Source organism: Endozoicomonas ascidiicola, from assembly GCF_001646945.1.
Taxonomy (GTDB): Bacteria; Pseudomonadota; Gammaproteobacteria; order Pseudomonadales; family Endozoicomonadaceae; genus Endozoicomonas; species Endozoicomonas ascidiicola.
In genome coordinates, this window is sequence record NZ_LUTV01000011.1 from 17069 (window position 1) to 43806 (window position 26738).

Genomic DNA, 26738 nt, shown 5'->3' on the forward strand with positions numbered 1-26738 from the left:
TATGGAACAGATAGAAGACATTCTGATTGTAGATCGTGATCTGGTGCTGGATGTCGCAGGCATCCCCACCAACACCCACGAGCGCAGCGTCATCGCCCAGGACTTGAAACACGCAATTATGGACACGGGAATTCTGGTAGAGCTGATAGCCGAAAGATCCCCGTTGAAGTGGGCGCAGAACATGACAAAACTGGCAGAACTGGCGGAAGAAGATCAGCGCATTATCCCCGGCACCGTGATTGTGGAACGCGACAAGGTCAACCCGGGGAGAGTGTTTATTTTTGCCGATACGAATCTGGGTCAGATCACCCTGAGCGGCACTACGGACGATGATCTGGAGACGGTTACCCAATGAACCACAAAGAAGACTTTACCCAAATCGTAAAAGACGCCGGCATCCCCACCACCGAAGCCGAGATGCAACAACAGTGGAACCAGATCAACACCGATCAGGGCAGCCTGATTAAAAACGACAACAAATATTCGTCTTTTTGGAAGCTGGTTTCCGCACTGGTAACCACGCCGGCCTTGTGGGTCGTACAGTTTCTGATAAACAACCTGCTGCCCAACAGTTTTATTAAAACCGCTGCCGGCAAGTTTCTGGATATTCTCGCCTGGGCGCTGGGGCTGGAACGTAAAGCCGCTGTGTTTACCCAAGGCATGATCACTTTTACCCGAGATCAGGTGGGTAATGTGCTCGTTGTTCCGTCTGGAACCGTGATTCAGACTCCACAAATAAACGGTGTCGTCTATTCACTGGTGACACTGGCGGACACTCAATTCCCCGATAATGCCGTCACAGTGGATATTGAATGCCGCGCCACCGGATCGGGCATCGCCTACAACCTGGCGCCGGGTTATTTCTCCATACTGCCGGAACCCATCGGCGGCGTGGTGTCCGTTCGCAACAACGACGACTGGATCACTGTATCCGGTGCCGATGCCGAAACCGACGAAGAATTACGCCTGCGCTGTCGCAACCAGTTCACCGCCGTGGGGCAGTTTCACCACGATGCCGCTTACAAAGCCATCATTTCAGAATTTGCCGGTTTACGGATTGACTACATCTGCTTTGAACACGGCGCACCCAGAGGACCGGGCAGTGCCAACACTTATCTGATGATCGATTCCGGCGCACCGGATCAACCCTTTGTGGATGCCGTCAATACCCATATCCGCGATAACGGCTACCACGGCCACGGAGATGATATGGAATGCTTCCCCATGCCCGAGGTGATCAATAACCTGAACCCTCACGCCTACCTGAACCCGAACCTGTCGCCAGAGCAACAGGCCATGGTGATGACCGGCATTGAAAACATGATCCGCTGCGCCTTCCGGGAGAATCAGGCCTTTACCGTCACCAAGACATGGCCGTTTACCCGTTTCTCCTTCTCGAAACTGGGGGAAGAACTGCACGGACAATTTCCGGATCTGATCAGCATCGAGTTTAACCAGGAAGATATTGTGACGCAGATGGAACTGCCGGTGATTGGCCAGCTGAACATGGTGAAACACTTGGGGGTTGAGGCAACATGATAAAGATCAATCTGAAATGGTGGATAGCCGGGCCAGAGCTGACCAAGCTGAAAAACGCCGCTGAAATCTGGTTTAACCGTGTCGCAGATTGGGCGAACTGGCCACTGCAACAGCTCGACCCGGAAACCTGCGCTCTCGGCTTGCTCCACCTTATCGCATGGCAACGAGGCATTGATCAGTTTGCCGGTGAGCCTGAGCGCCAGTATCGGTTGCGCACGAAATACGCTTATGCCAATGCATCCGACGCCGGTTCTAACATCGGCTTTGAACGCATCTTTGCCCGCATGGAACTGGGGGCGGTCTCCATCAATGAGCGAATGGAAGGCCGGGACTTTGACATTATCGAGCTGGAAGTCACCGACACCACCGTGGCCAACAATGCGGATTATCTGAACTGGTTGATTCAAACCTATGGCCGCACCTGTCGGCGCTATGAATGGAAGGTGGTCACGCCCATCAGTGTAGCGGTGAGACCCGGCACGTTTAGTTGTGATTATGGCACTTATTACTGCTCATAAACGGAGGTTTGCATGGCAGAACGATTAACCAACGCCGGCAGGAGTTTGCTGGCAAGCCACCAGGGCAACGGCACGCACCTGCAGGTGGATAAATTTATTTTGGCGAATATTCCCGGGCAGTTGCCGTCTGATGTGATTGATCCCGATCGGGGGATGCCATCGGCTGGGCAGATCGTCCATGAGCAGGTGGTGACAAAGGACGGATATGCATCACCGGATATGGTGGTTTATTCGCTGACGATGGATGCAACCGTCGGACCATTCACGTTTAACACACTCTACGTAGTGGCAAGCAGTGAAAACAACGCAGTGATTATGATCATCACGGTTCCGGAAACCTCAAAGATTGCCACGAATGTTGGTAGCGGTATTCGTGGTCAGTCAATGGTTCGCAATGCTGTGTTGGTTTATGACGATGCTGCAGCGATAACAAATATCACAGTGGAAGCAGAGGCATGGCAGTTTACTTATGAGCACGCCACAACTGAGATCAAGGGGCTAGGGGAAGTTGCCACAAAAGAAGAAGCCCTTTTGGGTAAGGATAACTGGAGATGGATCACGCCTTATACCCTGAAAGAATATGTGGCGGATTGGTGGGCAAAGTTGGACTTGGATTTAAGCTGGGATTCTATTACTGGGAAGCCTGGTTTTAAATCGGCGGCGTTGTTGGATGCAGGGCAGAATCAAGGGCAGGTTGCGTTGATTGGTTCTCCGTCAACCCAAGGGAGAACTGCTGTGATTGTATCTTCTGGTTCTAATGTTCATGGCTATTACCGGATTTGGAGTGATGGATTTATAGAGCAGTACGGTTTAAGCCCGGTGGTAACTCCAAATAACGAAGTTAAGCAAATATTTCCAGTTGCGTTTAACAGTCTTAAAAATGTCCAAGTGTCAGCGGCCGTCGGATCAAGTTCAGGCGGTAGTGTAGCCAGTGTCGGTAGGAGATCAGCAACATATTCTTATTTATGTAATGGGGATAGCGACACAGCTTTTTATATATTTTGGCGAGCAATAGGAGACTGAAATGGTTGATTTTTACAATCCGAAAACCAACTCACGACCTTCCTGGAATAAGGAAAAGCAATCCTTCAATCTATCCGACTGTGTCCATAAAGATGATATGCCTGCCGATTCTAAGGAATGGTTTGATAGAATTGCACGGAGTGGTTACGAGTGGGTTTGCCTAAACGGCAAATGGCCAGAAGAAGTCCCGGTTCAACCACCAAGCCACGAAAAACTATCCGAAACTGAACGCCAGTGGCGAAACCATGAGATAGGCCTGACTGACCGTGTTTTTGTTGCTGATTACGGCCCGGTCGGATGGACGACAGAGGACAGACAAACAGCACACGACACAATCATGGAATACCGCAAAGACCTGAAACAGTGGCCTGACCACCCGGAGTTCCCCAACAAAGAACACCGCCCAGTGTGGCCTGAATCCGTCCCGAGGCCTGCCGTATGATTCTACTGAATCAACAAAAAGTGCCCGGCCACGGAGTAAAGGTGCGGGCCAGCTTTCGCCTGGAAGATAAAGACCTTTCCGGCACAAGCAGCGCCACCGATACCGCCGAAGGGGGCATTAAACCCCAGTCGCTCTCGGTCTCCCTGAGCATCAAATACACCGATGACAGTGATTTAACTCGCCTGCTCGCCATGGCCAGAGCCATTGATACCCAAACAGGTAAACGACAGGTTTATAAAATCACCAACGGCACAGCCCAGGCTGGCAATATTCGCAAGGTGAAGTTTACGGAAAACTTCAGCTACGTGGAAAACGCCACCCTAAGAATGTGGGATGTGAGTTTCACCCTGAGAGAGTGTGAATCCGTACCGGAGAAGATCGAACAACGCCAGGCACAACCCGCCGCCACCGAACAAAGCGCCGAGGGTGACACCATCACCAGTGACGAACCGGCACCGGATACCATTACCGCCGTTGCCAACGCTGGCGGTGGTTCGGTGCAGGAAATGATGAAACGCTTTGAAGCCACACTGGGCCGCTGATTATGAAATTAATAAAGCGGTTATTAGTCAACGGTGAACCGGTTGAACTGATCGAAGAAGACACCCGTCTTTCATTAAAAAGCCCGGGGCGGGCAACCTATCGGGTAAAGACCAGCAAACCAATGGCGGGCGCCGTGGAGTTTTTTACCGGCTGGCAAAGTGAAGAAGGCGATCAATCGGTGCGGTTTTTTTCGGGCTTTATTGAAAACACCTCCACCGTGAACAGCAATGAAAAGCTGCTGTTTTGCCGTGAATCTTCCGCCCTGTTAAACCGTGATTTGCCCATGGGGTTGCGCAAAGTCACCGCCGCCGATGTGCTGAAACGCATCAGCAAAGAAACGGCAGCGCAGTTCATCACCAACAACCAGGAACACTTCAGCCGGATCTCTCCGTACTTCCATCATGTGGGCGGAGGCTATCAGGCCATGGACGCCATCGGCGATGTGTTTCAGATCCCGAACTATATCTGGCAACAACAAGGTGACGGCAAAATCTATGTGGGCAGTTGGGACAACAGCCGCTGGGCAGACCCGAAACGCCACGCCACCATTCCCGATAACTGGTTTACCGATCACATGGCACACAACACCGCCGCCATGACCATGATCCCCTGGGTGCGTCCGGGGGTAAAATTCAACCGGGGCATTATCACGGCGGTGCAACTGACACAGGAAAGAATGGTAATCACATGGAAGAAGCCATCAAACGCATTCTCCTGAGATTGTTTCCGGAGTTAAAGAACGGCTACCACAAACCCATGCTGGGCAGAGTGGAACGGATCGCCAACCCGCCGAAAGACGGCGGCGTCTCCACCCACGACGAACCCTTGCACGCCGTGGACATTCAGCCACTGGATGAACACTTCCGCCCAAAAGGCGAACTGCTACGCGACTTGGTATTCCCTACGCCGGCCAGCACCGGGGATTTTATGCCCTGCCGCATCTGGTGCATATTCGCGGGGTGATTCCGTGGGGTTTGGAACTGCCGAAAGTGGATGCTGGCGAGGCCATCTGGCAACACTCACAAACCTGTTATCAAAAGTACGACAAGGCCGGCAACTGGGACAAGATCGGCAAGGTGCACAACAGTGTCGCAGCGGTTAAGCAGCTGATGAAAGCGCCCAAGACTTGGGTAGGCTCTGATCAGGAGAATGTGCTGACGATACTTTCGGAGTTTATGGAAACAACAGCCGCCGCGCTGGAAGAACTGGCGGGGCATTCGCACCTGCCTAATTCGTTGCCGAATGTAAAACCTTCAGTTGAAGCGAAAGCGGCGAGTATTGAAAAGATTAGAGCCGGAAGGCTTGATCCTATAACTGAGTAGTAAGGATTAAATATGAGCAGTATGGAAACAATAAATGGTGCCAGTTTGCACCAGGGCGATTGCCTGCAAATCATGATGCAGATGCCCGGTGATTCAGTGGATGGCATTATCACCGACCCGCCCTATTCATCAGGTGGGATGTTTCGTTCGGACCGTGTGCAGACAACAGAAAACAAATACACCACTGGTGGTATTTTGTCGAAGTTTCCAAATTTTCCGGGAGATAACCGGGATCAGCGCAGTTTTGGTTTCTGGGTTTCGTTATGGCTTTCTGAGGCATACCGGATCTTAAAACCAGGTGCGCCCATCTGTTTATTCACCGACTGGCGGCAATACCCCATCATGAGCGATGTGTTGCAGGCTGCTGGCTTTTCATGGCGTGGTGCTTATGTGTGGGACAAGAAAAACGCTCGACCCAATAAAGGCAGATTTCGGCAGACTACTGAGTTTGTTTTATGGGGCAGCAAAGGACCAATGGCAAGCCATGACCGTGGTGTGGGTTGTTTACCAGGCATCACCAGTTGCGCAGTGAGCAAGGGTGGACGATTTCACCAAACCGGCAAGCCAGTGGAGTTAATGAAAGAGGTAATTTCTATTGTTGAACCTGGTGGCATTATTCTGGACCCATTCATGGGATCGGGCAGCACAGGGGTGGCAGCTCTGGAAACCGGCAGGCAGTTTGTGGGGATAGAGTACACCGAGCATTATTTTAATGTGGCGATTGAAAGGCTGGGGGGGGTTACCGTGGCGGCTTGAGTGGTGAACCGGGCGAGAGCCCGGGTTTTTATGTCAACGACATAAATGTCGTCAACATCACTTAACGGCTGCTTCCACTTTTGCCTGTGTTATTTCAACCGGCGCATAGTCAACACCAGGTGCCATATTCTTAGCGATGCCATTGGCGGCATACACCACACCATCCTTCACCCAGTAGCCAGCAGTTTCATTAATAACAACAGCAACCCCTTCATTCAAATCACCGCTGATGTAATTGTGCACGCTGCTTTTGCTGTCCGGAATAACAGACATAACATCAATCACTGCAGAGCCCATGCTGGGGCCATCATCACCAGAGGACGACCACAACCCAACAACAATCAGAATCGCACCCAGCACCATCATCTTTTTTGATTCTTCCGGTTTAACATTCGCCACTTCCTTTCCTTTCAGCTTTGCCAATCCAGCAAAAAGAAAGACCAGAAACCCGAGAACCAGCAATATTCCACCAAACATATTCACCCCTGATAATTTACAAAACCACAAACTCAGCATACGCCCAACAGCAACGTCAGAGAACATTCCACCCAAAAAAACCACGCCAGCCCAGAAAAACTCCCGCCTACAGAAAAAAATCACTCCTTCTCCCCACCTCACCTGCCGCGTTTTTGGCAAAAAATGCAATGGTTTTTAAGGTTTGTGCAGACAGAACAAAGGCTACAACCCAGAGAACACGAGGGGTTCAGATGTCAATTATTCATCGGGAGTTATTGCACAAACTGCAAGGTAATGAAGAAGAGTGCAAATTCATTGCACAACAACCAAACAACAGAAAACGTCTGAAGCCCTTGCAGGCTCTACAAAGAAGAAGTTTTTTTAAATATTGAAGCTGGAGGCGAGTACCGGAGTCGAACCGGTCTAAATGGAGTTGCAGTCCACTGCATAACCGCTTTGCTAACTCGCCTTAAAGAGATGGTGCCGCTGACCGGAATCGAACCGGTACGAGCTAACGCTCGACAGATTTTAAGTCTGTTGTGTCTACCAATTTCACCACAGCGGCTTTGCACAAACTTTCATAGCTTTTTATGTCGGTGTGTCACTTTGAAAGTTGACACGGATTTGACACAAATCACCCTATTTCACTGCTTTGACACACTAATGACACAGTTGAAAACTGTTGTCTTTTCCTTCTAAAACCCTTGCTATCAAAGGCTTTCGTCAGTCTTGAGCTTTTATCCACTGTCTTTTATAACAGCTATTTATGGATTTTAAGTCCCTTGTGTCTACCAATTTCACCACTCGGGCATAAGACCATATTACAAACTTATGCCATAAAAAAACAGGCTATTGCCTGCATTCTTTATGTAGAACATATAGAACGTTAAAACTGGAGGCGAGTACCGGAGTCGAACCGGTCTAAATGGAGTTGCAGTCCACTGCATAACCGCTTTGCTAACTCGCCTTCTATTAAAAACTGCAACACAGCTATTAATATTTGGAGCGGGAAACGAGGTTCGAACTCGCGACCTCAACCTTGGCAAGGTTGCGCTCTACCAACTGAGCTATTCCCGCTCTATCTCTCAAAACCTACTTAAGGAGTTACCTTCAAGAGTTGTGCTTCATACCGCAATACCAAGTTGTTTCTAACTATTTCAACTCGTTGCCACTGCCTGAGCACGAAGCGTATTTTAGGTTTTTCTCCTTTGATGTCAACCGCTTTCCGTCTTTTCAGTCAGGCTTTTGAAACGGCGACAGATCTGGCCACGCCGCTTTGAGATAAACGTACATTGACCACAGGGTTAAAACCACAGCCAGATACAGCAATACGATGCCCGCATAATCTGTCCAGGTATCCAGCGGTTTAGGAGACAATAGCAATAAAGTGATCGCCACCATTTGCGCCGTTGTTTTGGCCTTACCAATCATACTTACGGCAACACTGGTGCGCTTACCAAGTTCGGCCATCCATTCCCTTAAGGCAGAAATCACAATCTCCCTGCCGACAATGATCATGGCAGGTACTGTCATCCAAAAAGAACTGAACTCGTCAATCAGCAAACACAGCGCCGCAGCCACCATAATTTTATCCGCCACGGGATCAAAAAAAGCACCAAAGGGTGTGCTTTGATTCCATCGGCGAGCCAGATAGCCGTCAAACCAGTCGGTGACCGCCGCGAAGGCGAAAATCCCGGCACACACAAGATAGCGGGACTCGAAGGGTAAATAGAAAATGATTACCAGAAAGGGAACCAGAACAATTCTTGCAAGTGTCAGAAAATTTGGAACGTTCATGTTATGCCAAAAATTGATGCCGTTGTTATAAGCAGTAAGCAAACCGCTTAGTTTATTCAGTATTTATGCGGAGCATACGGTACACAGTACCTGACATTTTCGCTAGTCATTATGAAAATAATCATGAATCTGTTGAGCCATTTTACGACTAATCCCCTCCACCTTTGTCAGTTCATCGACAGAAGCATTATAAACGCCATCTTTACCGCCAAAGAACTTTAGTAGGGCTGAGCGGCGCTTGCTGCCAACACCTGGAATATCGTCAAGCACAGACCGATTACGAGCCTTCTGACGACGCTGACGATGTCCGGTGATGGCAAAGCGATGCGCCTCATCCCGAATCTGCTGTATGAGCAACAACGCAGCGTCATATCCTTCAGGGTTTAACTCTTTTCCATCATAAAGCAGTTTTTCAAGGCCTGCCTTTCGGGTGACACCTTTAGCAACACCCAGCATGGGAATCTGCAGCTCCAGTTCTGCAAGGGCTTCTGAGGATGCTGTCAGCTGCCCTTTACCGCCATCAATAATGATCAAATCTGGACGACCACCCTCTTCTTTCTCATCCTCCATGGAAGCCAGTCGATGATAGCGCTTTTTTAAGGCCTGGTTCATGGCGGCATAATCATCACCGGGTTCTATGCCTGAAATATTATACCGACGATACTCACTGCTCTTTGGGCCTTCAGCACCAAAAACAACACAGGAGGCCACTGTCGCCTCTCCCATGGTATGACTGATATCGAAGCATTCCATTCTGGTGATCGGCTTAGACAAGCCCAGCAATTTAGATAACTGCTGATAACGCTGAGTCAGATGACTTTTATTGGCAAGATGGCTCTCCAGGTTGTGTTGCGCATTTTTATTGGCCAACACTAACCAATCATGACGTTCTGAACGCACTCGATGTTTTATTTTCAGTTTTTTCGCTGCCAGTGATTCAACGGCTTGTTCCACCACTGAGGCGCCTTCAAACTCAAACGGCACAACAATTTCATCGGGAAAGTCTCGACTGCCAGCAAGCCGAACATAAAACTGAGCGACAAATTCTTCCAGGTAGTCAGCATTGGACGACTCAAGCTTAAACTCCGGAAAATAATACTTATGACCAAGCACATGGCCTGAGCGGATAAACAGCACATCAAAACAGGTCTTCCCTGCTATTTCGGCAAAGCCTATTACGTCCACATTACCCGATGCCTTCGTGACTGACTGCTGTTCTTGCACCGCTCTCAGATGTGAAATCTGATCACGAAGTGCTGCGGCAGCTTCAAAATCCAAAGACTCTGCCGCTGTTTCCATTCTTTTTATTAGTGAACGAATCAGTTGCTGGCTTTTTCCTTCCAGAAACTGACTGGTGTCGTGAATATCCTGAGCATATTCTTCTTCGGAAACCAGTCCTACACAGGGGGCTTTACAGCGATCGATCTGATACTGGAGACAGGGGCGAGTTCTATTTCGAAAGTAGCTGTCCGTACACGAGCGGATTTTAAACACCTTCTGCAATAGATGAAGGCTGTCTTTTACTGCAACCCCGCTGGGGTATGGACCAAAGTATTTACCCTTCTGTCGTTTACGTCCCCGACAGGATTCCATTCTGGGAAATTCATTATCATCAGAAATAAAAATATAAGGGTACGACTTATCATCCCTGAGCAGAATATTGTATTGCGGCCGTCGATCTTTAATCAGATTCTGTTCCAGCAGAAGCGCTTCGGTCTCTGTTTGGGTAACGGTTACCTCAATATCAACAATCCGGCTCACCAGCGCCATGGTTTTCGTGGTCAGGCCAGTGGCTCGAAAATAACTGGATAACCGGTTTTTAAGATTCTTGGCCTTGCCAATATACAAGGTTTTTCCATGACCATCGCGCATGTCATAAACACCTGGGCGCGTCGACACACTTTCCAGAAAGGATTTATGATCAAAAGGCTTGGAATCAGCAAGGCTTAACGGTTCACTGTCTGCCATATACATCCAGTTGGGCTACATATATCAGACCATTATATGGTATATGGGAGTCGGCTGCGCTATTGAACGGTATCAATCAATTCATGGCGAATCGCCAGATGGGTAAGCTCAACATCACTGGTGATATCCAGCTTTTCAAAAATACGGTATCGATAACTGTTCACGGTTTTCGGGCTAAGGCACAGCTTGTCGGAAATGGCCTGAACCTTTTCACAATTGACAATCATCAGAGCAATTTGAGTTTCACGATGGGAGAGTTGACCAAAGGGAGAGGCTGCATCCGGTTCCATGGATTTAAGCGCCATCTTCTGAGCAATCTCTGGGGATAGATATTTTTTCCCGGCATACACAGTTTGAATCGCTGTCACCATTTCCAGGATATTGGAACTTTTAGTGACATATCCGGAAGCACCGGCTTCAATCAATTTATTGGGAAAAGGATCATCAATACAGACGGTGACCGCAATGACTTTGGCCGAAGATTCAATCTGACAAATCTTTCGAGTCGCTTCAAGACCACCAATACCCGGCATTCTGACATCCATCAGTACTACATCAGGCTTTACTTCGCGAAAAAGGTCAATAGCCTCTTCCCCACTGGCCGCCTCAGCAACGATCTCAATATTGTCGATATCTGACAACATTCTTGAGATCCCGGTTCTCACCAGATCGTGGTCGTCCGCTAACAGAACTCGAATCACTGACTACTCCAGCACACTTATAATTATTATTCTGCATTTAAGGATTATTATGCATGGTATGGTCAGTTAAGAAAACCCTGCGGGCGTAAAAGACAGATGACTATTAGTCATCTGTCTATCTCTAATGGCTATTAGAGCTTGCCTTCCAACTCAGGCACCGCTTCAAACAAGTCTGCAACCAGACCGTAATCCGCTACCTGGAAGATAGGCGCTTCTTCATCTTTGTTGATGGCAACAATGACTTTACTGTCTTTCATACCGGCCAGATGCTGAATAGCACCGGAGATACCGACAGCGACGTACAGATTTGGCGCAACGATTTTACCGGTCTGTCCAACCTGCATATCGTTAGGCACATAACCGGCATCAACAGCCGCACGAGATGCGCCGACAGCAGCACCCAGTTTGTCCGCTACTTTGTAGAGAAGCTCAAAGTTCTCACCATTACCCATACCACGGCCACCGGATACAATAATCTCGGCAGCAGCCAATTCAGGACGGTCAGATTGAGCCAATTCTTCGCTAACAAAGCTGGAAACGCCAGCGTTGTTATCCGCAGCAATAGCTTCAATAGTCGCAGAACCACCTTCTGCAGCGGCTGGATCAAAACCCGTGCCACGAACGGTGATCACTTTAACCGCAGCGCTGGACTTAACCGTAGCAATGGCATTACCTGCATAGATTGGGCGCGCAAAGGTATCAGCACTTTCTACTTTGATAACATCCGACACCTGATCCACATCCAGCAGCGCAGCAACTCGTGGCATCATGTTACGGGCATCAGTGGAGGTAGACGACAGAACGTGGGAATAGTTTTTACCCAGCTCCGCAACCAGCAGGCTGACATTTTCTGCCAGATGGTGTTCAAAAGCAGCATTATCAGCCACTAGAACTTTCACAACACCAGCAACGTTAGCAGCTTGTTCAGCAACAGCACCGCAGTTAGCACCGGCAACCAGCAGATGGATATCTCCACCAATGTCAGCTGCGGCAGACACAGTATTCAGCGTCCCGGCACCCAGAGTTACGTTGTCATGATCAGCAACGACGAGTATGGTCATTAGATCACCTTTGCTTCATTTTTTAATTTTTCGACCAGCTCATCAACGCTGGCGACTTTAATACCAGCCTGACGTTCTGCGGGCGGCTCAACCTTCAGGGTTTCAACAGTGGACGACACGGTTACGCCCAGGTCTTCCGGCGTTTTCACGTCCAGAGGCTTACGCTTTGCCTTCATAATGTTTGGCAGGGACGCGTAACGCGGCTCATTCAAACGCAGATCCGTCGTCACCACAGCCGGGAGACTCAGGCTTAATGTCTGTAAACCGCCGTCTACTTCACGGGTCACATTCACTTTGCCATTATCAACATTCACTTCAGAGGCATAAGTACCTTGCCCCATGCCAGTCAGCGCTGCCAACATTTGACCGGTTTGGCCGTTATCGCTGTCAATCGCCTGTTTGCCCAAGAGCACCAGGTCTGGCTTTTCTTCATCCACAACAGCTTTGAGCAACTTGGCCACACTGAGAGAGCCTAAAGGCGCACCATCAGTTTGAATTTGAATGCCACGGTCTGCACCCAGTGCCAACGCAGTCCGTATCTGTTCCTGGCACTCTTTTGGGCCGATGGATACGGCAACAATTTCTGTTGCTACCCCTTTCTCTTTCAGTCTTACTGCTTCTTCTACAGCAATTTCACAGAAAGGGTTGATTGCCATTTTGACGTTGGTGAGATCGACGTCGGTATTGTCCGCCTTCACCCGAACCTTGACGTTATAGTCAATGACTCTTTTGACGGCTACTAGTATCTTCATAGGTTCGCAGCCTTCCCTTCTCGTTATTGGCTTGATTTGGAATGTTCAAACAGATAACGGAACAACCGGATGAATCATAATTGATTATTCAGTCACCTGTGTTCACACATCTGCGCAGACGCAGTCTACCAGCAGGCTTATAAGGGTTCAAACGTATGTTCCAAATAGTTCATACAAATGATTTCATTTGTATCTACGGCATTTATCATTTATAGCTCGGATTCTACGCAGCCTTTTACTATAAGGCAGTTGATGTTTACTTTTGCCTGCCAGGCTTTTTCCGTTTATAAGGTTTACGCACGTCCGGTTGCTTGAGATCAACACCAGCGCATTAAATATAGGCAACAATATTGCTCATTTCGGTAAACACTGATTATAATGCCAAGAAAATTCAAACACTTGTTTGAAAACGGCAGTAGAAAAGACCGTCTTCAGTGTTTGCCATAACCATTAGAAAATAACACTCCGACAGGGAGGAAGCTGATCATGGAACGCGAATCCATGGCATTTGATGTCGTTATCGTGGGTGCCGGCCCTTCGGGTTTATCGGCCGCCTGTCGTCTGATGCAACTGGCCCGGGAGCAAGAGAAAGAGCTTGCTGTCTGCGTTGTTGAAAAAGGTTCTGAAGTCGGCGCTCATATTTTGTCCGGTGCCGTTTTTGAACCCACCGCATTAAATGAACTGTTCCCGGACTGGAAAGACCGAGGAGCACCACTGAACACACCGGTGTCAGCGGACGATATTTTTGTACTCCGCTCCGAGACCAAGTCTATAAAAGTGCCCAACCTTTTTGTGCCGAAAACCATGCACAATGAAGGCAACTATATTATCAGCCTTGGTAACCTGACCCGCTGGCTGGCGGAACAAGCCGAAGCCATGGGCGTTGAGATATTCCCGGGCTTTGCTGCCCAGGAAGTGCTTTTTAACGACGATGGCAGTGTTAAAGGCATTGCCACCGGTGATATGGGTATTTCTGAGGCTGGCGAAGAGAAAGACAGCTATATGCCAGGCATGGAGCTCCACGCCAAGTACACGCTGTTCTCTGAAGGCTGTCGAGGCCACCTTGGCAAGCAGCTGATCAGTCATTTTGATCTGGATGCCAATAGCGATCCTCAGCATTATGGCCTTGGAATTAAAGAGCTGTGGGATATTGACCCTGACAAACATCAGCCAGGTTTGGTGGTTCACACGGCGGGATGGCCACTATCCGTTGCGGGTACAGAATCCACTGGCGGTGGCTTCCTCTATCACTTGGAAAACAATCAAGTGGTATTAGGCCTGATTACTGACCTGAGTTATTCCAACCCCCACCTGAGCCCTTTTGAAGAGTTTCAGCGTTATAAGCAAAACCCTGTGATCAAACAGTATCTGGAAGGCGGTAAGCGGGTTTCTTATGGTGCCAGAGCCTTGGCTAAAGGTGGCCCGATGTCACTGCCGGAAATGACATTCCCTGGTGGATTGTTGATTGGTTGTGACGCTGGCACCATGAATGGCGCCAAGATTAAGGGCTCTCATACCGCCATGAAATCCGGCATGATCGCAGCAGAAGAAGTGTTCAAGGCTATCGACTCTGGTGATGAGGGCGGCAAAAAGCTGGAAAGCTTTGATCAAGCCTTTAAAGATTCGTGGCTTTATAAAGAGCTGTATCAGCAGCGCAACTTTGGCCCAGCTATGCACAAGTTTGGCAACATTCTTGGTGCCGCGTTTGCCTTTACGGATCTGAACATCTTTAATGGCAAACTTCCGTTTACTCTGAGAGATAAGACGCCGGATCATGCGACCTTAAAGCCTGCGGCTGAAAGCACGCCAATCAACTATCCAAAGCCGGATGGTGTTATTTCTTTTGACCGATTGAGCTCTGTCTTCCTCTCGAACACCAATCACGAGGAAGATCAGCCATGTCATTTGAAGCTGGCCGATGACACAATTCCTCTTACTCAGAATCTGCCTATGTTTGATGAACCCGCTCAGCGTTATTGCCCGGCCGGCGTTTATGAAATCGTGCTGGATGATGTGAGTGGAGAGAAGCGATTCCAGATCAACAGTCAGAACTGCGTTCACTGCAAGACCTGCGATATTAAAGACCCCGCCCAGAATATTACCTGGGTCGCTCCGGAAGGTGCGGGTGGTCCAAACTATCCAAATATGTAACTCGATTACGCCATAAGACAGTGAGGGCGATTCATTCGCCCTCCTCTTTTAACACTCCGATCGAAAACAACTCGCCCCCGCTGGAAACCACAAGCTCAACACCCTCCTCAATCACTCGTTCTTGCGCATCGTTCACCAACTGATAGAAAACATTCCTATTCACTCGGGCATACAATCGATCACGAACCAAAACGTATAACATGTCAGCCAGAAAGCCTGCTCGCTCCCCAGAGAGTATTGGCGAACCCTTACCGACAACCACTTGATCACCGATATTTGTTGTAAGGTGATACTCTTTTCCAGCCTCACCATCCTGCACATCCGCAGCAATCACCACGAAAGGTACATCTTCCACTTGAATTCGCACCTTCTCCACCGGTGTAACCAAGTAGTAGTCATCATCATCCCGACGCATAACTGTGGCGAATAAAGAAACCATTTTCTCTCTGGCAATTGGAGAACCGTTGTAGTGCCAGCGCCCTTCACGATCGATGCGCATATCGATATCGCCACAAAACGGCGGGTTCCATGAGTGTACCGGCGGCAACCCTTTCTGCTTTTTCAGGAGCTGTAGGGATTTACCCACACCCTCAATACCGCTGACTTCATCCATTTAGGCCTCCCACAAAATACCTGTTACGGCTCATTAATCATTATTCATCGCCGCTATTTAAGAATACAGATTTAAAGTCAATTTATATGACTATTTAAAATCGATACCCACTGAAATGCTAACATAAAGTAATAAAAAACAGGCTTATGGACTCATAATGAAGCTCTTTAAGATACTCGCTGGATACCTCACTCGCTGGCTTAGCCACAATACCCAGAAAAAACACGCAGCTCTGTGTGATTTTGAGCGCATTCGTCATGAGGTAAAGCCCTGCGATGTACTACTGCTTGAGGGTCGAACCCGAGTCAGTCAGGTCATCAAGCAGATGACTCAGAGCCCCTGGTCTCACGCCATGCTGTACATTGGCCGAATCCATGATATTGAAGATGAGCAAGTCAGGCTAAGAATCAGCGAATCCTATGATGGCGCCCCGGACGAACAATTAATCATTGAAAGTGAACTGGGCGTCGGTACCGCCATTCGACCATTAAGTGTTTATGAAGGTGAACATTTAAGAATCTGTCGCCCCAAGGGGTTGAGCTACCCTGATAGCCAGAAAGCATTGCATTACGCGGTCAGCAGGCTGGGGATGGATTATAACGTTCGACAAATCCTGGATCTTGCTCGATTTTTCTTTCCTTATTCATTCCTGCCAAAACGTTTTGGCTCCTCTCTTTTTCATCATGCGCCCGGACAGGAAACCAAAACCGTTTGCTCAACGATGATCGCCGAAGCATTTAGCTTTATTCAATTTCCCATTCTGCCGTTGGTCAAACAAAGCTCCGAGTCCAGTGTTCAGTTATTTCAGCGCAACCCCAAACTATGCACGCCCAGCGATTTTGATTACTCACCTTATTTCCAGATCATAAAGTACCCATTTCTGGATTACGCACATCATTCTGACTACCGTCTACTGCCCTGGCATGGGCATGGAATACTTGAAGGTAAAGAAGCGGATATTTACATGTCATCTCTTCAAATGCAGCAGCTGCAAGAAGATGGTTTACCATCAAATCCAATCAACGAAAAAATCGAAAACACCCCTGATCAGCAAGGCCCGATCCACTGAACAAAAGCCACACAAAAAGAAACCCGCGCTTCTGGGGGAAGAAGGCACGGGCTAAGACCATTTAGGAGTAAACATCTGGCACACAATCAACGTACCACAGTCATATAGACCAAGACTGATTCAATCGTAGGGGGGAGTCGATCAAAATCAGCATGGTAATTATGGATCAAATTTCTAATACATCCACTCGAATTTAATATCTTTTCACGATATTAAGAATATCTTTACTTGTTAACTGATTATGACTGGGCGCAACAGCTGCTCAAACAGCTCATCGCAGCGTTGAGCCAACACTCTGTCTTTCTCAAAAACACCGCTCCCCTGTTTTGACTGATGAGTCCCCCAGGCAACGACAACCTTGCCCCATTCAACAACCATACGGGGATGATGCCCATTCAACTCAGCCAAACAGGCAACGGCATTGGCAAAGGCGAGCGCCGTGGAATACTTTTTAAAGGCGTAAGTGCGCTCAATATGCTCGATATCATCATATCGACAAATGTTCCAATCCTTCATGTATGCGCTCCCGCTGAAAGCTCAAATGAACTTAATGATTGATTTCACAGGATAGAAGGGATGCCAGCAACAGGAAAGGAATTTGTGCAAGGAAAAGGGAATATATCAATACTTCCGGCAACAACACAAAGCATGGGATTGAGTGGTTGCCGGTTATTGGGAATAGACGCTGCGATAGGCCTACTCCAAGACCAGAATCAGGCTTCTGCTTCAGCCTCTTCGGTTTTCTCGGATTCAGCTTTCAGCTGCTCCAGCTCCTGATTGGCGGTGTTCAGTTGCTGAGTCAATTGCTTCTGCTTGGTTTTCAGTGTTGCATTTTCGCCGGTCAGGGTGCGGTTTTGCTCCTGTAGACGCTTCACCTGCTTCTTCATGCGATCAGGATTGCTGGCGCGCAACTCCTTCAGTTCGCTCTCCATGTTTTTCAGCTGGGCTGCAGACTTTTCAGCTTTCTTTTCCGCTGTTTCCAGACGGGATTTCAGCTGACTGACTTCCTTGTTGTGCTGCTCTGTAATTTCAATAAGAGCGGCAAGACGCTGCTGTTCAATGATATCCATCTCATTGTTGGTATCAATATTTCCGCCCATGCTCAGGGTACCCATAGATGTGATTTCCTCCAGGAAATTCATTTGTCAGAAAAAGGGATAATACTTGCACCAGCGCACATAAAGTACACAGTAGTGTCGGTAGAAAAATTAAGTAGATCTGAATTATTCTTCATTAAGCGGCTGGCAGAAAGCAGAGTATCAAATAGATTAGGCGTGGCATTCTAATACATTAATTTGGACAATAAAAGCATTGCTCTGCAAAATAGTTGTATCAGGCCATGTTTTAACGGACATCAGTTTACACGGCCAGCCTGATTTAACAACCTTTTTAACGCAGTTTTTAACAAAGGCAAGCCACAAACTATGCAAGAAATTCTGACATTGCTGGCAGATTCAAACATTCTCTTCCCTGATCCTGAAAAAGCATTGGATGAACCGGACGGACTGCTGGCCGTTGGCGGGAACCTGAGCATTGATACATTACTACAGGCTTATCATAAGGGAATATTTCCATGGTTCAGCGAGGACGACCCTATTCTCTGGTGGTCTCCCGGCGAAAGAATGGTGCTGCACCCTGATCAATTCCATATTTCAAAATCCCTGCTTAAATTACTGCGTAAAAGTAAGTATCAGGTCACTATGGATCATGATTTCTCCGGCGTTATCCATCACTGCTCCACTTCGCGACAGAGACAGGAAGGCACCTGGATCACTGATGAAATGATGGCCGCCTACATTGATTTACACCGTGCCGGTTATGCCCATTCAGTCGAGGTCTGGCATGAGCAAACGTTAGTCGGCGGGTTGTACGGTGTTTCACTGGGAAGTTTATTTTTTGGGGAGTCCATGTTCAGTCTGCAAAGCAACACCTCAAAGATAGCCTTTGCCGCGCTGGCAAATCAGTTGCACCAATGGGGTTTTAAATTGATTGATTGCCAAATGCACTCGACTCATCTTGCATCACTGGGCGCCGTTACCATGCCTCGACAGGAGTTTACCGGATATCTCAACCGCTATTGCCGAACAACGCCCACAGGTGCACACTGGAAGAAAGCATGGCAATGGATTGACCATCAACAATGAGTGAACATAAAAACATTAAATTTTATGCCACACAGCCTCATCAGTGCAGTTATCTACCGGATGAAGAGGCGACCACCCTTTTTATTGACCCTAATATCACCACCGATCAGGCACTTTGCAGTAATTTATCTAATCTGGGGTTTCGCCGGAGTGGCCAACATTTATACCGGCCGCACTGCAACCAATGCAATGCCTGCATTGCATCCCGCATTCCAGCGACTGATTTCTCCATGCGCAGAACTCAGAGAAAGGTATGGTCAAGGAATAGCGATCTAAAGGTCGAAAAACGAACCCCGGAGTATTGTCATGAGCACTATGACTTGTATGAACAATACATCAATCAGTGCCATCATGATGGCGATATGTACCCGGCAACCGTTGAACAATACTCAGCATTTCTGATTGATAATCCCGGGTTTACGTCCTTTTATGAGTTTCGCCTGCAAGGGGAGCTACTGGCAGTGTCTGTGGTGGATGAATTACAGAATGCTTTTTCGGCAATCTACACCTACTACAGTCCAAAATATTCAAACCGAAGTTTAGGCAAATACTGTATCCTCTGGTTAATTCATCAGGCTAAGCAACAGCAGATAGATTACGTACACCTTGGGTACTGGATCAAAAACAGCCAGAAAATGAATTACAAAATTGAATTCCGACCCATAGAGCTATACATCAACCAGCAATGGCAGCTTTTAAAGTAAGGAAAAAAGCACAGAAATAACGCGACAAATCACTGCCATACACCAAGGGTACTTTGCTTTACAAATTATTTTCAGGCAGAATGCCCAGCAAAATCAATCACGCCGTACTAACACCTCTGAGGTAGCTATTTAATGGCAAAAGAAGAAAGTCTGGAAATGGAGGGTGTCGTTATCGATACCCTCCCTAACACAATGTTCCGTGTAGAACTGGAAAATGGGCACGTCGTCACCGCTCATATTTCAGGAAAAATGCGCAAAAACTACATTCGCATCCTGACTGGAGACAAGGTAAAGGTTGAACTGACACCTTACGATCTGACCAAAGGTCGCATCACTTACCGTTCTCGTTAAACAGGGGCCTTAAGCCCCTGTTTTTCTATCTACTGTCTAAACGTCCTACCGTCACTCTCCACTGTCCATCGCTTCGAGATCCGTTGTGCGCTGTTTCGTAGGTTCGTACTTCAAATGCAACTTTCCTTTGCGGACCGTCACCTTCACCATTCCACCACGCTCCGCCAGCTTGCCGAACAGAATCTGCTCAGCCAATGGTTTCTTGAGATGCTCCTGAATAACACGCCCCATCGGGCGTGCACCCATTTGGCGATCAAAGCCTTCTTCGGATAACCAACTACGAGCCTTATCATCCACATCCAACTGGACCATTTTCTCATCCAATTGGGCTTGAAGCTCGGTCAGGAACTTATCAACCACATGCTTGATGATGTCATCATTCAGTGCACCAAATGGAATGATAGAGTCCAGGCGATTCCTGAATTCAGGCGTAAATGTCTTCTTGATTGCCTCAGTACCATCAGTAACATGATCCTGCTCAAGGAAGCCAATGGAGCTTCGGGTCATTTTTTCTGCACCGGCATTGGTGGTCATAATCACAATAACATTACGGAAATCAGCCTTACGACCATTGTTGTCTGTTAGTGTTCCATGATCCATGACCTGCAACAAAAGGTTGAAAACATCAGAGTGCCCTTTTTCAATCTCATCCAGCAACAGCACGCAATGTGGCGTTTTATTGATGGCTTCTGTCAGCAGACCGCCCTGATCAAAACCCACATAACCCGGAGGCGCACCAATCAAACGGGACACGGTATGGGCTTCCATGTACTCAGACATATCAAAGCGCACCAGCTCAATACCTAACGCCTTGGCTAACTGACGACAGACTTCCGTTTTACCAACCCCCGTCGGACCGGAAAACAAGAAGGAACCCACCGGTTTTTCTGGTGCTTTTAATCCTGCTCTGGAAAGCTTGATTGCAGTAGACAGCGAAGTAATGGCTTCATCTTGACCAAACACAACCATCTTCAAGTTGCGCTCAAGCTTACCAAGCAATTCTTTATCAGACGAAGAAACCGATTTAGGCGGAATCCTTGCCATCTTGGCAACAATGCTTTCAACATCATCAACATCAATCACTTTCTTCCGCTGATCTTCAGGCTGAAGACGCTGATACGCACCGGCCTCGTCAATAACGTCAATGGCTTTATCCGGCATATGACGATCATTAATGTAGCGCCCTGCCAACTCAGCGGCAGCTTTTAATGCTGCATCCTGATATTCAATGCAATGATGCTCTTCAAACTTTTTCTTCAGGCCAAGTAATATCTGAAAGGTGTCTTCTACATCCGGCTCGACGATATCCACTTTTTGGAATCGTCTGGCAAGGGCTCTATCTTTTTCAAAGATCCCTCGAAATTCCTGGAAGGTCGTCGAACCCACACAACGAAGTTCACCGGATGTCAGCATCGGTTTTAGAAGGTTAGATGCATCCATAACACCGCCAGAAGCTGCACCGGCACCAATGATGGTATGAATCTCATCAATAAACAGAATCGCATGATCCAGTTTTTTCAGCTCACCCAGCAATTGTTTGAAACGCTTTTCAAAATCACCGCGATACTTGGTACCGGCGAGCAAAGAGCCCAAATCCAGAGAATACACAACACTCTCAGAGAGCACTTCTGGCACTTCACCGTCGACGATTCTACGAGCCAAACCTTCAGCAATCGCCGTCTTACCGACACCCGCTTCACCAACAAGAAGCGGATTATTCTTACGACGCCGGGTCAGAATCTGACAAACACGCTCAACTTCATCAGCACGACCCACCAATGGATCTATCCGACCTAAACGAGCCTGCTCGTTTAAATCAGAAGCGTACAGTTTTAATGGATTCTTCGATTTACCAGAGCTGCCAGGCTCTGATTCCATTTCTTCTGAAAGATCATGCCCAATTTCTTCCAGTTCCTGCCCAGGGGTTTTGGCAATACCATGGGCGATGAAATTGACCACATCAATTCGGGCAACATCCTGCTGTTTCAAAAAATAAACAGCTTGGCTTTCCTGCTCGCTAAAGATGGCCACAAGAACATTGGCGCCAGTGACTTCTTTCTTGCCTGAACTCTGTACATGAAAAACCGCACGCTGCAGCACTCGCTGAAAACCCAATGTAGGTTGAGTTTCACGCTCAGAGTCACCGTCGGGAATTAAAGGTGTTGTGGAACTGACAAACTCCATCAAATCCTGACGGAGTTTTTTGAGATCGATACCGCAGGAAATCAGCACTCTTGAGGCCGATTCATTATCGAGAAGAGCCAGCAAGAGGTGCTCAACCGTCATAAATTCATGTCGGTTTTCCCTGGCATCTTTAAATGCATTATTCAGTGTCGCTTCGAGATCTTTGTTGAGCATATGGTTCAACCTTGAAAATGCTAATCGGCCTTTTCTGTTTTACACAGCAGGGGATGGTCATTTTCTCTGGAATATTCATTTACCTGCTGTGCCTTGGTCTCTGCGATATCCTTGCTAAACACGCCACAAACTGCTTTTCCCTGCGTGTGTACCATCAGCATGGTCTGGGTCGCCTTTCCCTCTGGCATACTGAAAAATTTCTCCAGTACCTCAACAACAAAATCCATGGGTGTAAAGTCATCGTTCAGGAGTAAAACCTGATACATGGGCGGAGGCGCAAGTCTGGTTTTCTCCGGGGCTACAGCGACACCCAGATCTGCATCCAGATCACCTTCCTCTCTATCCAAGCTTAGACGAAACAGTTCGAGATTACTCATGGTTTATGGCTGTAACCTTAACATTCAAACTTACCTTCTGATTACTCATACCGCATCCGGAGCAACAAAAGCAACGATTAAGTCTTAGTACCAAGGGCCAATCATAAAATTCATTGAGCGTTAAAAAGCTGATCGGCACGCCAGGATAAGTTTTGACAAAATCTCAGGATTTGGCATCCATGCATTAAAAATTGACAATAACGATAGGTATTTTAACACTATCCATTGTCTGATGACGCAATATTAACGAGAGGCGATCAAAAAACAAGCAGCGAAAAAATAAATCAAGAAATGGAATAAACCTGATTTTACCCAATCAAAAAAGCCGGACATAAAATCCGGCTTTCGTGATCACAACATCAAACGCATATTACATATGCTTAATGATCTCATCACCAAACTCAGAGCACTTCACTAAAGTTGCTCCATCCATCAGGCGCTCGAAATCATAGGTAACGGTCTTGGCGCCAATGGCTCCATCCATACCTTTGATGATCAAATCAGCTGCTTCATTCCAACCCAGGTGACGCAGCATCATTTCTGCAGACAGAATCACTGAACCAGGATTCACTTTATCCTGACCTGCATACTTTGGTGCTGTACCGTGTGTAGCTTCGAACACAGCAGTCGGCGCACCAATGTTGGCGCCTGGAGCGATACCAATGCCACCCACCTGTGCCGCCAGGGCATCAGAGATATAATCGCCATTCAGGTTGAGAGTAGCGATTACATCGTACTCCTCTGGACGCAGAAGGATCTGCTGCAGGAACGCATCCGCAATGACATCTTTGATTACAATGTCTTTACCAGTATTCGGATTCTTGATGGTATGCCATGGGCCACCGTCCAGAGGTTCACCGCCAAAGAACTCAACAGCCGTATCGTAACCCCAGTCCTTGAAAGAACCTTCGGTGAATTTCATGATATTACCCTTGTGCACCAGGGTAACCGAGTCACGATTGTTGTCGATGGCAAACTGAATGGCTTTTTTCACCAAACGCTGAGTGCCTTCTTTGGACACTGGCTTAACACCAATACCGCAATCCTTGTCGAAGCGGATTTTTGTCACACCCATTTCATCACGCAGGAAGGCAATCAGCTTGTCAGCTTCAGCAGTGCCTGCCTTCCATTCGATACCTGCATAGATATCTTCAGAGTTTTCACGGAAGATGACCATGTCCGTTTTGCCAGGTTCTTTTACCGGGCTTGGAACGCCTTCGAACCAGCGCACCGGGCGAATACAGGCAAACAGATCCAATTCCTGACGCAGAGCAACATTCAAAGAACGAATGCCACCACCCACTGGTGTGGTTAGAGGCCCCTTGATACTTACAACATATTCTTTCAGGGCTTCCAGAGTTTCTTCTGGCATCCACGTGTTTTCATCATAAACCTGGGTGGCTTTTTCACCACAATACACTTCCATCCAGGCAATTTTGCGTTGCCCCTGATAGGCTTTCTCTACCGCTGCATCAACCACTTTCAGCATGGCTGGCGATACGTCGACACCAATGCCATCACCTTCAATAAAAGGGATAACCGGGGTGTTTGGAACATTAAGGGAGAGGTCCTCATTGACGGTAATTTTGTCACCGTTAGCAGGCACCGAAATCTTTTGGTATCCCATTATTAACTCCATTCTCTAATCATCGGGTTGGCCAGATGAATGCCGGGTTCTTTAATTTTTTGTCTTTATATAGGTGCAAGTCGCCTGACTGCGTGCCCTTCCAAGGCCAATTGTTTTGAAAATGCGATAACCGGCTGGCATTTTCTGACCCCGAAGTGAACGATAATCTATCCTCACGAACGCATTCATTACTCAAGTGGTTATACCAATTCTGCTTTTAAATTATGGGCTGCGCAGCCATTCTGATCGACTGGATCTGCGTTGAAGCTCCTCGCCATAGCTACGGCTATGACTCGTCTCTTCGCCTTGCCCAGTTGCCCAAAATAACTTACTCACTCCATAATTTTAAAGCGCCACTGGTATACTACCGTTCAAGGCGGTTTGAGACTGTGACTCGAATGCAATCAGACATCTGCAAAAACGCGTATACCATATACCATCCTTGATCAGGAATAAATTAAGTTTTGTTAAAAAACGAAACCGGCATCCGCAAAAACCTCTAACGTTAGCTCCATATAGATTCATCGGTGGCTTAACGGTAAAATGCTCTTTTTTCATAGGCAGTAGCATTTTCCCGTGAGCATGGAAACCTCTTCAGCAAACGCATCTTCAAGCGCTTCTTCAACAAAAGGTCGGGTTATCGTTGGCATGTCCGGCGGTGTCGACTCCTCGGTTTCTGCATTGTTGTTAATGCAGCAAGGGTACCAGGTTGAAGGCCTGTTCATGAAGAACTGGGAAGAAGACGATGGCACCGAATATTGTACGGCCATGACCGATCTTGCAGATGCACAGGCGGTGTGTGACAAGCTGGGTATCAAGCTGCACAAAGCCAATTTTGCCGCGGAATACTGGGACAATGTTTTCGAACACTTTCTTCATGAATATAAGAATGGAAGAACACCGAACCCTGACATTCTCTGCAACAAAGAGATTAAATTTAAGGCATTTCTCGATTACGCCATGACGCTGGGCAGCGATCTCATCGCCATGGGGCATTATTGCCAGCGAATTGATCAAGATGGCCATAGCTATCTGGTGAAAGGTACGGATAACAACAAAGATCAAACCTACTTCCTGCACGCCGTAAATGAAGCGCAGATTGCCCGTACATTATTCCCGGTTGGCCATCTTCAGAAGCCAGAGGTTCGTCGCATTGCTGAAGAACACGATCTGGTCACCCATAACAAAAAAGACAGCACCGGCATCTGTTTTATTGGTGAACGTCGATTCAAGGATTTTCTGAAGCAGTACCTGCCCGCACAACCCGGGGCCATTGAAACCACAGACGGTGACATCATTGGTGAGCACGCTGGCCTGATGTACCACACAATTGGTCAACGGCAAGGCTTGGGCATTGGTGGCCTGAAAAATGCCAGTGAAGCGCCTTGGTACGTACTTGAAAAAGACCTTGAGAGAAATGTCTTGATTGCCGGCCAAGGCACAGACCATCCAATGCTCTTCTCCAGCGGCCTGACCTGTTCCCATATTGACTGGGTGTCCGGCTCTGCTCCAGAATTGCCAGCAAAACTCACCGCCAAGGTTCGTTATCGTCAGCAAGATCAACAGTGCACATTAACAATGGATGCCAATGGTCAATATCAAGTGACGTTTGATGTGCCTCAAAGAGCCGTAACACTGGGACAATCCGTGGTTTTTTATGACAATCAAACCTGCCTTGGCGGCGGTGTTATTGAAACTCGTTACTCCTAATTTATAACCTTTACCACCTGCAGAGAACAGCATCGGTGCGACATTCAATGATGGATCAGGCGGCGGCCCTTTCTGGCGTATTCCAGGCCGCAGAGCTCGTCGACAAGCTAGCCAAGACCGGGCAGTGCGACAGTGAGGTCATGAACGCCTCAATCAACAGCATTTTTATCACCTCACCTCAAAGTGTGTCCGAGGTCTATGGCGGTTTTGAACATCTAAGCACAGGGCGTAAATCCCTTGAGTCAGTACTCAGCAGAAACAGCTCCGCTATTCAAGGAGATGTGGTCCGTTATGCTCTCGCCCTGATCCACATCGAAAAGAAGCTCAGCCGAAACTCAAAAATGCTGGGCACCATAAGCTCCCGGCTGGCACGCTCTCAGGAACAAGCCAATCACTTTGGTTCCAATCACGAGAACGTGATATCCAGTCTCGCCAGTGTGTATTTAGACACAATCAGCACCTTTAAAACACGCATTCAAGTGAACGGCGATGCTCGACACCTACAAAACACCATGAATGCCAGCCGTATTCGCGCTGTATTACTGGCCGGCATTCGTTCCGCCATGCTCTGGCGACAATGCGGTGGTAGCCGCTGGCATCTATTCATTGGCAGAAATAAGCTGCTGGGCGCCGTCAAACGTCTACCATCCTAACCCCATAAAAATAACGATGGGCTCTGACCACCCAAATGAGTCCATTGTTTAATCCTAAAAACAACCCGATTTCTTCTGCTCCCACCTACGATTACCACGCCAT

General features: G+C 47.9%; 29 protein-coding genes and 4 tRNA genes. 17 read left to right on the forward strand and 16 right to left on the reverse strand.

Annotation, left to right across the window (positions count from 1 at the left end):
• Nucleotide 1 precedes the first annotated feature (1 nt).
• The 10 genes from AKL11_RS23005 to AKL11_RS23050 are packed head-to-tail and all read left to right on the forward strand — an operon-like array spanning nucleotide 2 to nucleotide 6143.
• Complete coding sequence (locus AKL11_RS23005) at nucleotides 2–355, forward strand: DUF2590 family protein (protein WP_067522437.1); 354 nt, start codon at nucleotides 2–4, stop codon at nucleotides 353–355.
• Complete coding sequence (locus tag AKL11_RS23010; protein ID WP_067522439.1) at nucleotides 352–1539, forward strand: baseplate J/gp47 family protein; 1188 nt, start codon at nucleotides 352–354, stop codon at nucleotides 1537–1539. The genes AKL11_RS23005 and AKL11_RS23010 overlap by 4 nt, the downstream gene beginning before the upstream one ends.
• Nucleotides 1536–2057 carry a phage tail protein gene (locus AKL11_RS23015; RefSeq protein ID WP_067522441.1) on the forward strand — a complete coding sequence of 174 codons (522 nt, stop codon included), beginning with the start codon at nucleotides 1536–1538 and terminating at the stop codon, nucleotides 2055–2057. Before AKL11_RS23010 ends, AKL11_RS23015 begins: the two co-directional genes overlap by 4 nt.
• Before the next feature lie 12 nt (nucleotides 2058–2069).
• A complete protein-coding gene (locus AKL11_RS23020; protein ID WP_067522444.1) occupies nucleotides 2070–3080 on the forward strand; it encodes a phage tail-collar fiber domain-containing protein in 1011 nt (336 codons plus the stop codon).
• A 1-nt stretch (nucleotide 3081) separates the two neighbouring features.
• The gene (locus AKL11_RS23025; protein WP_067522446.1) at nucleotides 3082–3522 is read left to right on the forward strand and encodes a hypothetical protein; all 441 of its coding nucleotides are present in this window, start codon (nucleotides 3082–3084) and stop codon (nucleotides 3520–3522) included.
• Nucleotides 3519–4064 carry a baseplate complex protein gene (locus AKL11_RS23030; RefSeq protein ID WP_067522449.1) on the forward strand — a complete coding sequence of 182 codons (546 nt, stop codon included), beginning with the start codon at nucleotides 3519–3521 and terminating at the stop codon, nucleotides 4062–4064. Before AKL11_RS23025 ends, AKL11_RS23030 begins: the two co-directional genes overlap by 4 nt.
• Nucleotides 4065–4066: 2 nt before the next feature.
• On the forward strand, nucleotides 4067–4783 hold the full coding sequence (locus AKL11_RS23035) for a hypothetical protein (protein WP_067522451.1): 717 nt from the start codon (nucleotides 4067–4069) through the stop codon (nucleotides 4781–4783).
• Nucleotides 4753–5028, forward strand: coding sequence for a hypothetical protein (locus AKL11_RS23040; protein ID WP_067522453.1), 276 nt, complete (start codon nucleotides 4753–4755; stop codon nucleotides 5026–5028). The genes AKL11_RS23035 and AKL11_RS23040 overlap by 31 nt, the downstream gene beginning before the upstream one ends.
• Nucleotides 5029–5039: 11 nt before the next feature.
• Nucleotides 5040–5387 (forward strand): hypothetical protein, encoded by a 348-nt coding sequence (locus AKL11_RS23045; protein ID WP_157673735.1) that lies wholly within the window; start codon nucleotides 5040–5042, stop codon nucleotides 5385–5387.
• A 12-nt stretch (nucleotides 5388–5399) separates the two neighbouring features.
• Nucleotides 5400–6143, forward strand: coding sequence for a DNA-methyltransferase (locus AKL11_RS23050; RefSeq protein WP_067522459.1), 744 nt, complete (start codon nucleotides 5400–5402; stop codon nucleotides 6141–6143).
• A gap of 57 nt (nucleotides 6144–6200) precedes the next feature.
• On the opposite strand, the gene AKL11_RS23055 is transcribed toward AKL11_RS23050, so the two are convergent.
• The 10 genes from AKL11_RS23055 to AKL11_RS23100 form a co-directional block, all read right to left on the reverse strand.
• Nucleotides 6201–6620, reverse strand: a complete 420-nt coding sequence (locus AKL11_RS23055) for a hypothetical protein (protein WP_067522461.1) — start codon at nucleotides 6618–6620, stop codon at nucleotides 6201–6203.
• A 374-nt stretch (nucleotides 6621–6994) separates the two neighbouring features.
• Nucleotides 6995–7068, reverse strand: a tRNA-Cys gene (locus tag AKL11_RS23060).
• Nucleotides 7069–7077: 9 nt separating this feature from the next.
• Nucleotides 7078–7164: transfer RNA gene (locus AKL11_RS23065), tRNA-Leu, on the reverse strand.
• Between the two features lie 328 nt (nucleotides 7165–7492).
• A tRNA-Cys gene (locus AKL11_RS23070) sits at nucleotides 7493–7566 on the reverse strand.
• Between the two features lie 34 nt (nucleotides 7567–7600).
• Nucleotides 7601–7676 (reverse strand) — tRNA-Gly (locus AKL11_RS23075).
• A gap of 156 nt (nucleotides 7677–7832) precedes the next feature.
• Complete coding sequence (pgsA, locus tag AKL11_RS23080; RefSeq protein WP_067522572.1) at nucleotides 7833–8396, reverse strand: CDP-diacylglycerol--glycerol-3-phosphate 3-phosphatidyltransferase; 564 nt, start codon at nucleotides 8394–8396, stop codon at nucleotides 7833–7835.
• A gap of 102 nt (nucleotides 8397–8498) precedes the next feature.
• Nucleotides 8499–10364: an excinuclease ABC subunit UvrC gene (gene uvrC / locus AKL11_RS23085; RefSeq protein WP_067522464.1), complete on the reverse strand. Its 1866-nt coding sequence runs from the start codon at nucleotides 10362–10364 to the stop codon at nucleotides 8499–8501.
• Nucleotides 10365–10423: 59 nt separating this feature from the next.
• Entirely contained in the window at nucleotides 10424–11065 is a 642-nt protein-coding gene (gene uvrY, locus AKL11_RS23090) for a UvrY/SirA/GacA family response regulator transcription factor (protein WP_067522466.1), read from the reverse strand.
• Nucleotides 11066–11196: 131 nt separating this feature from the next.
• Complete coding sequence (locus AKL11_RS23095) at nucleotides 11197–12126, reverse strand: electron transfer flavoprotein subunit alpha/FixB family protein (protein ID WP_067522468.1); 930 nt, start codon at nucleotides 12124–12126, stop codon at nucleotides 11197–11199.
• Entirely contained in the window at nucleotides 12126–12878 is a 753-nt protein-coding gene (locus AKL11_RS23100) for an electron transfer flavoprotein subunit beta/FixA family protein (protein ID WP_067522470.1), read from the reverse strand. The genes AKL11_RS23095 and AKL11_RS23100 overlap by 1 nt, the downstream gene beginning before the upstream one ends.
• A gap of 486 nt (nucleotides 12879–13364) precedes the next feature.
• On the opposite strand from AKL11_RS23100, the gene AKL11_RS23105 reads away from it, so the two are divergent.
• Nucleotides 13365–15029: an electron transfer flavoprotein-ubiquinone oxidoreductase gene (locus AKL11_RS23105; RefSeq protein ID WP_067522472.1), complete on the forward strand. Its 1665-nt coding sequence runs from the start codon at nucleotides 13365–13367 to the stop codon at nucleotides 15027–15029.
• Nucleotides 15030–15060: 31 nt separating this feature from the next.
• On the opposite strand, the gene AKL11_RS23110 is transcribed toward AKL11_RS23105, so the two are convergent.
• On the reverse strand, nucleotides 15061–15642 hold the full coding sequence (locus AKL11_RS23110; RefSeq protein ID WP_067522474.1) for a DUF1285 domain-containing protein: 582 nt from the start codon (nucleotides 15640–15642) through the stop codon (nucleotides 15061–15063).
• 157 nt (nucleotides 15643–15799) lie between these two features.
• Between AKL11_RS23110 and AKL11_RS23115 the strand changes: the two genes are divergently transcribed.
• On the forward strand, nucleotides 15800–16711 hold the full coding sequence (locus AKL11_RS23115) for a YiiX/YebB-like N1pC/P60 family cysteine hydrolase (protein ID WP_095210642.1): 912 nt from the start codon (nucleotides 15800–15802) through the stop codon (nucleotides 16709–16711).
• 231 nt (nucleotides 16712–16942) lie between these two features.
• Here the strand turns inward: AKL11_RS23115 and AKL11_RS23120 are convergent, their stop codons facing one another.
• Both AKL11_RS23120 and AKL11_RS23125 read right to left on the reverse strand, forming a co-directional pair.
• Nucleotides 16943–17227 carry a 4a-hydroxytetrahydrobiopterin dehydratase gene (locus tag AKL11_RS23120; RefSeq protein WP_067522477.1) on the reverse strand — a complete coding sequence of 95 codons (285 nt, stop codon included), beginning with the start codon at nucleotides 17225–17227 and terminating at the stop codon, nucleotides 16943–16945.
• 197 nt (nucleotides 17228–17424) lie between these two features.
• The gene (locus tag AKL11_RS23125; RefSeq protein WP_067584706.1) at nucleotides 17425–17826 is read right to left on the reverse strand and encodes a hypothetical protein; all 402 of its coding nucleotides are present in this window, start codon (nucleotides 17824–17826) and stop codon (nucleotides 17425–17427) included.
• A gap of 309 nt (nucleotides 17827–18135) precedes the next feature.
• Here AKL11_RS23125 and aat point away from each other — a divergent pair, with 309 nt between their 5' ends.
• The 3 genes from aat to infA all read left to right on the forward strand — a co-directional run bounded on the left by aat (nucleotide 18136) and on the right by infA (nucleotide 19910).
• A complete protein-coding gene (gene aat, locus AKL11_RS23130; protein WP_216636839.1) occupies nucleotides 18136–18855 on the forward strand; it encodes a leucyl/phenylalanyl-tRNA--protein transferase in 720 nt (239 codons plus the stop codon).
• A complete protein-coding gene (locus tag AKL11_RS23135) occupies nucleotides 18852–19559 on the forward strand; it encodes an arginyltransferase (protein WP_067522482.1) in 708 nt (235 codons plus the stop codon). Before aat ends, AKL11_RS23135 begins: the two co-directional genes overlap by 4 nt.
• Nucleotides 19560–19691: 132 nt before the next feature.
• Nucleotides 19692–19910: a translation initiation factor IF-1 gene (gene infA / locus AKL11_RS23140; protein WP_034842760.1), complete on the forward strand. Its 219-nt coding sequence runs from the start codon at nucleotides 19692–19694 to the stop codon at nucleotides 19908–19910.
• Nucleotides 19911–19961: 51 nt separating this feature from the next.
• Here the strand turns inward: infA and clpA are convergent, their stop codons facing one another.
• The 3 genes from clpA to icd all read right to left on the reverse strand — a co-directional run bounded on the left by clpA (nucleotide 19962) and on the right by icd (nucleotide 24272).
• Entirely contained in the window at nucleotides 19962–22268 is a 2307-nt protein-coding gene (clpA, locus tag AKL11_RS23145; RefSeq protein WP_067522484.1) for an ATP-dependent Clp protease ATP-binding subunit ClpA, read from the reverse strand.
• A 20-nt stretch (nucleotides 22269–22288) separates the two neighbouring features.
• Entirely contained in the window at nucleotides 22289–22645 is a 357-nt protein-coding gene (gene clpS / locus AKL11_RS23150; protein WP_095210643.1) for an ATP-dependent Clp protease adapter ClpS, read from the reverse strand.
• A gap of 370 nt (nucleotides 22646–23015) precedes the next feature.
• On the reverse strand, nucleotides 23016–24272 hold the full coding sequence (icd, locus tag AKL11_RS23155) for an NADP-dependent isocitrate dehydrogenase (protein ID WP_067522487.1): 1257 nt from the start codon (nucleotides 24270–24272) through the stop codon (nucleotides 23016–23018).
• 582 nt (nucleotides 24273–24854) lie between these two features.
• Here icd and mnmA point away from each other — a divergent pair.
• Both mnmA and hflD read left to right on the forward strand, forming a co-directional pair.
• The gene (gene mnmA, locus AKL11_RS23160) at nucleotides 24855–25982 is read left to right on the forward strand and encodes a tRNA 2-thiouridine(34) synthase MnmA (RefSeq protein ID WP_067522490.1); all 1128 of its coding nucleotides are present in this window, start codon (nucleotides 24855–24857) and stop codon (nucleotides 25980–25982) included.
• Nucleotides 25983–26017: 35 nt separating this feature from the next.
• On the forward strand, nucleotides 26018–26635 hold the full coding sequence (gene hflD, locus AKL11_RS23165; protein ID WP_095210644.1) for a high frequency lysogenization protein HflD: 618 nt from the start codon (nucleotides 26018–26020) through the stop codon (nucleotides 26633–26635).
• Nucleotides 26636–26738: the final 103 nt, after the last annotated feature.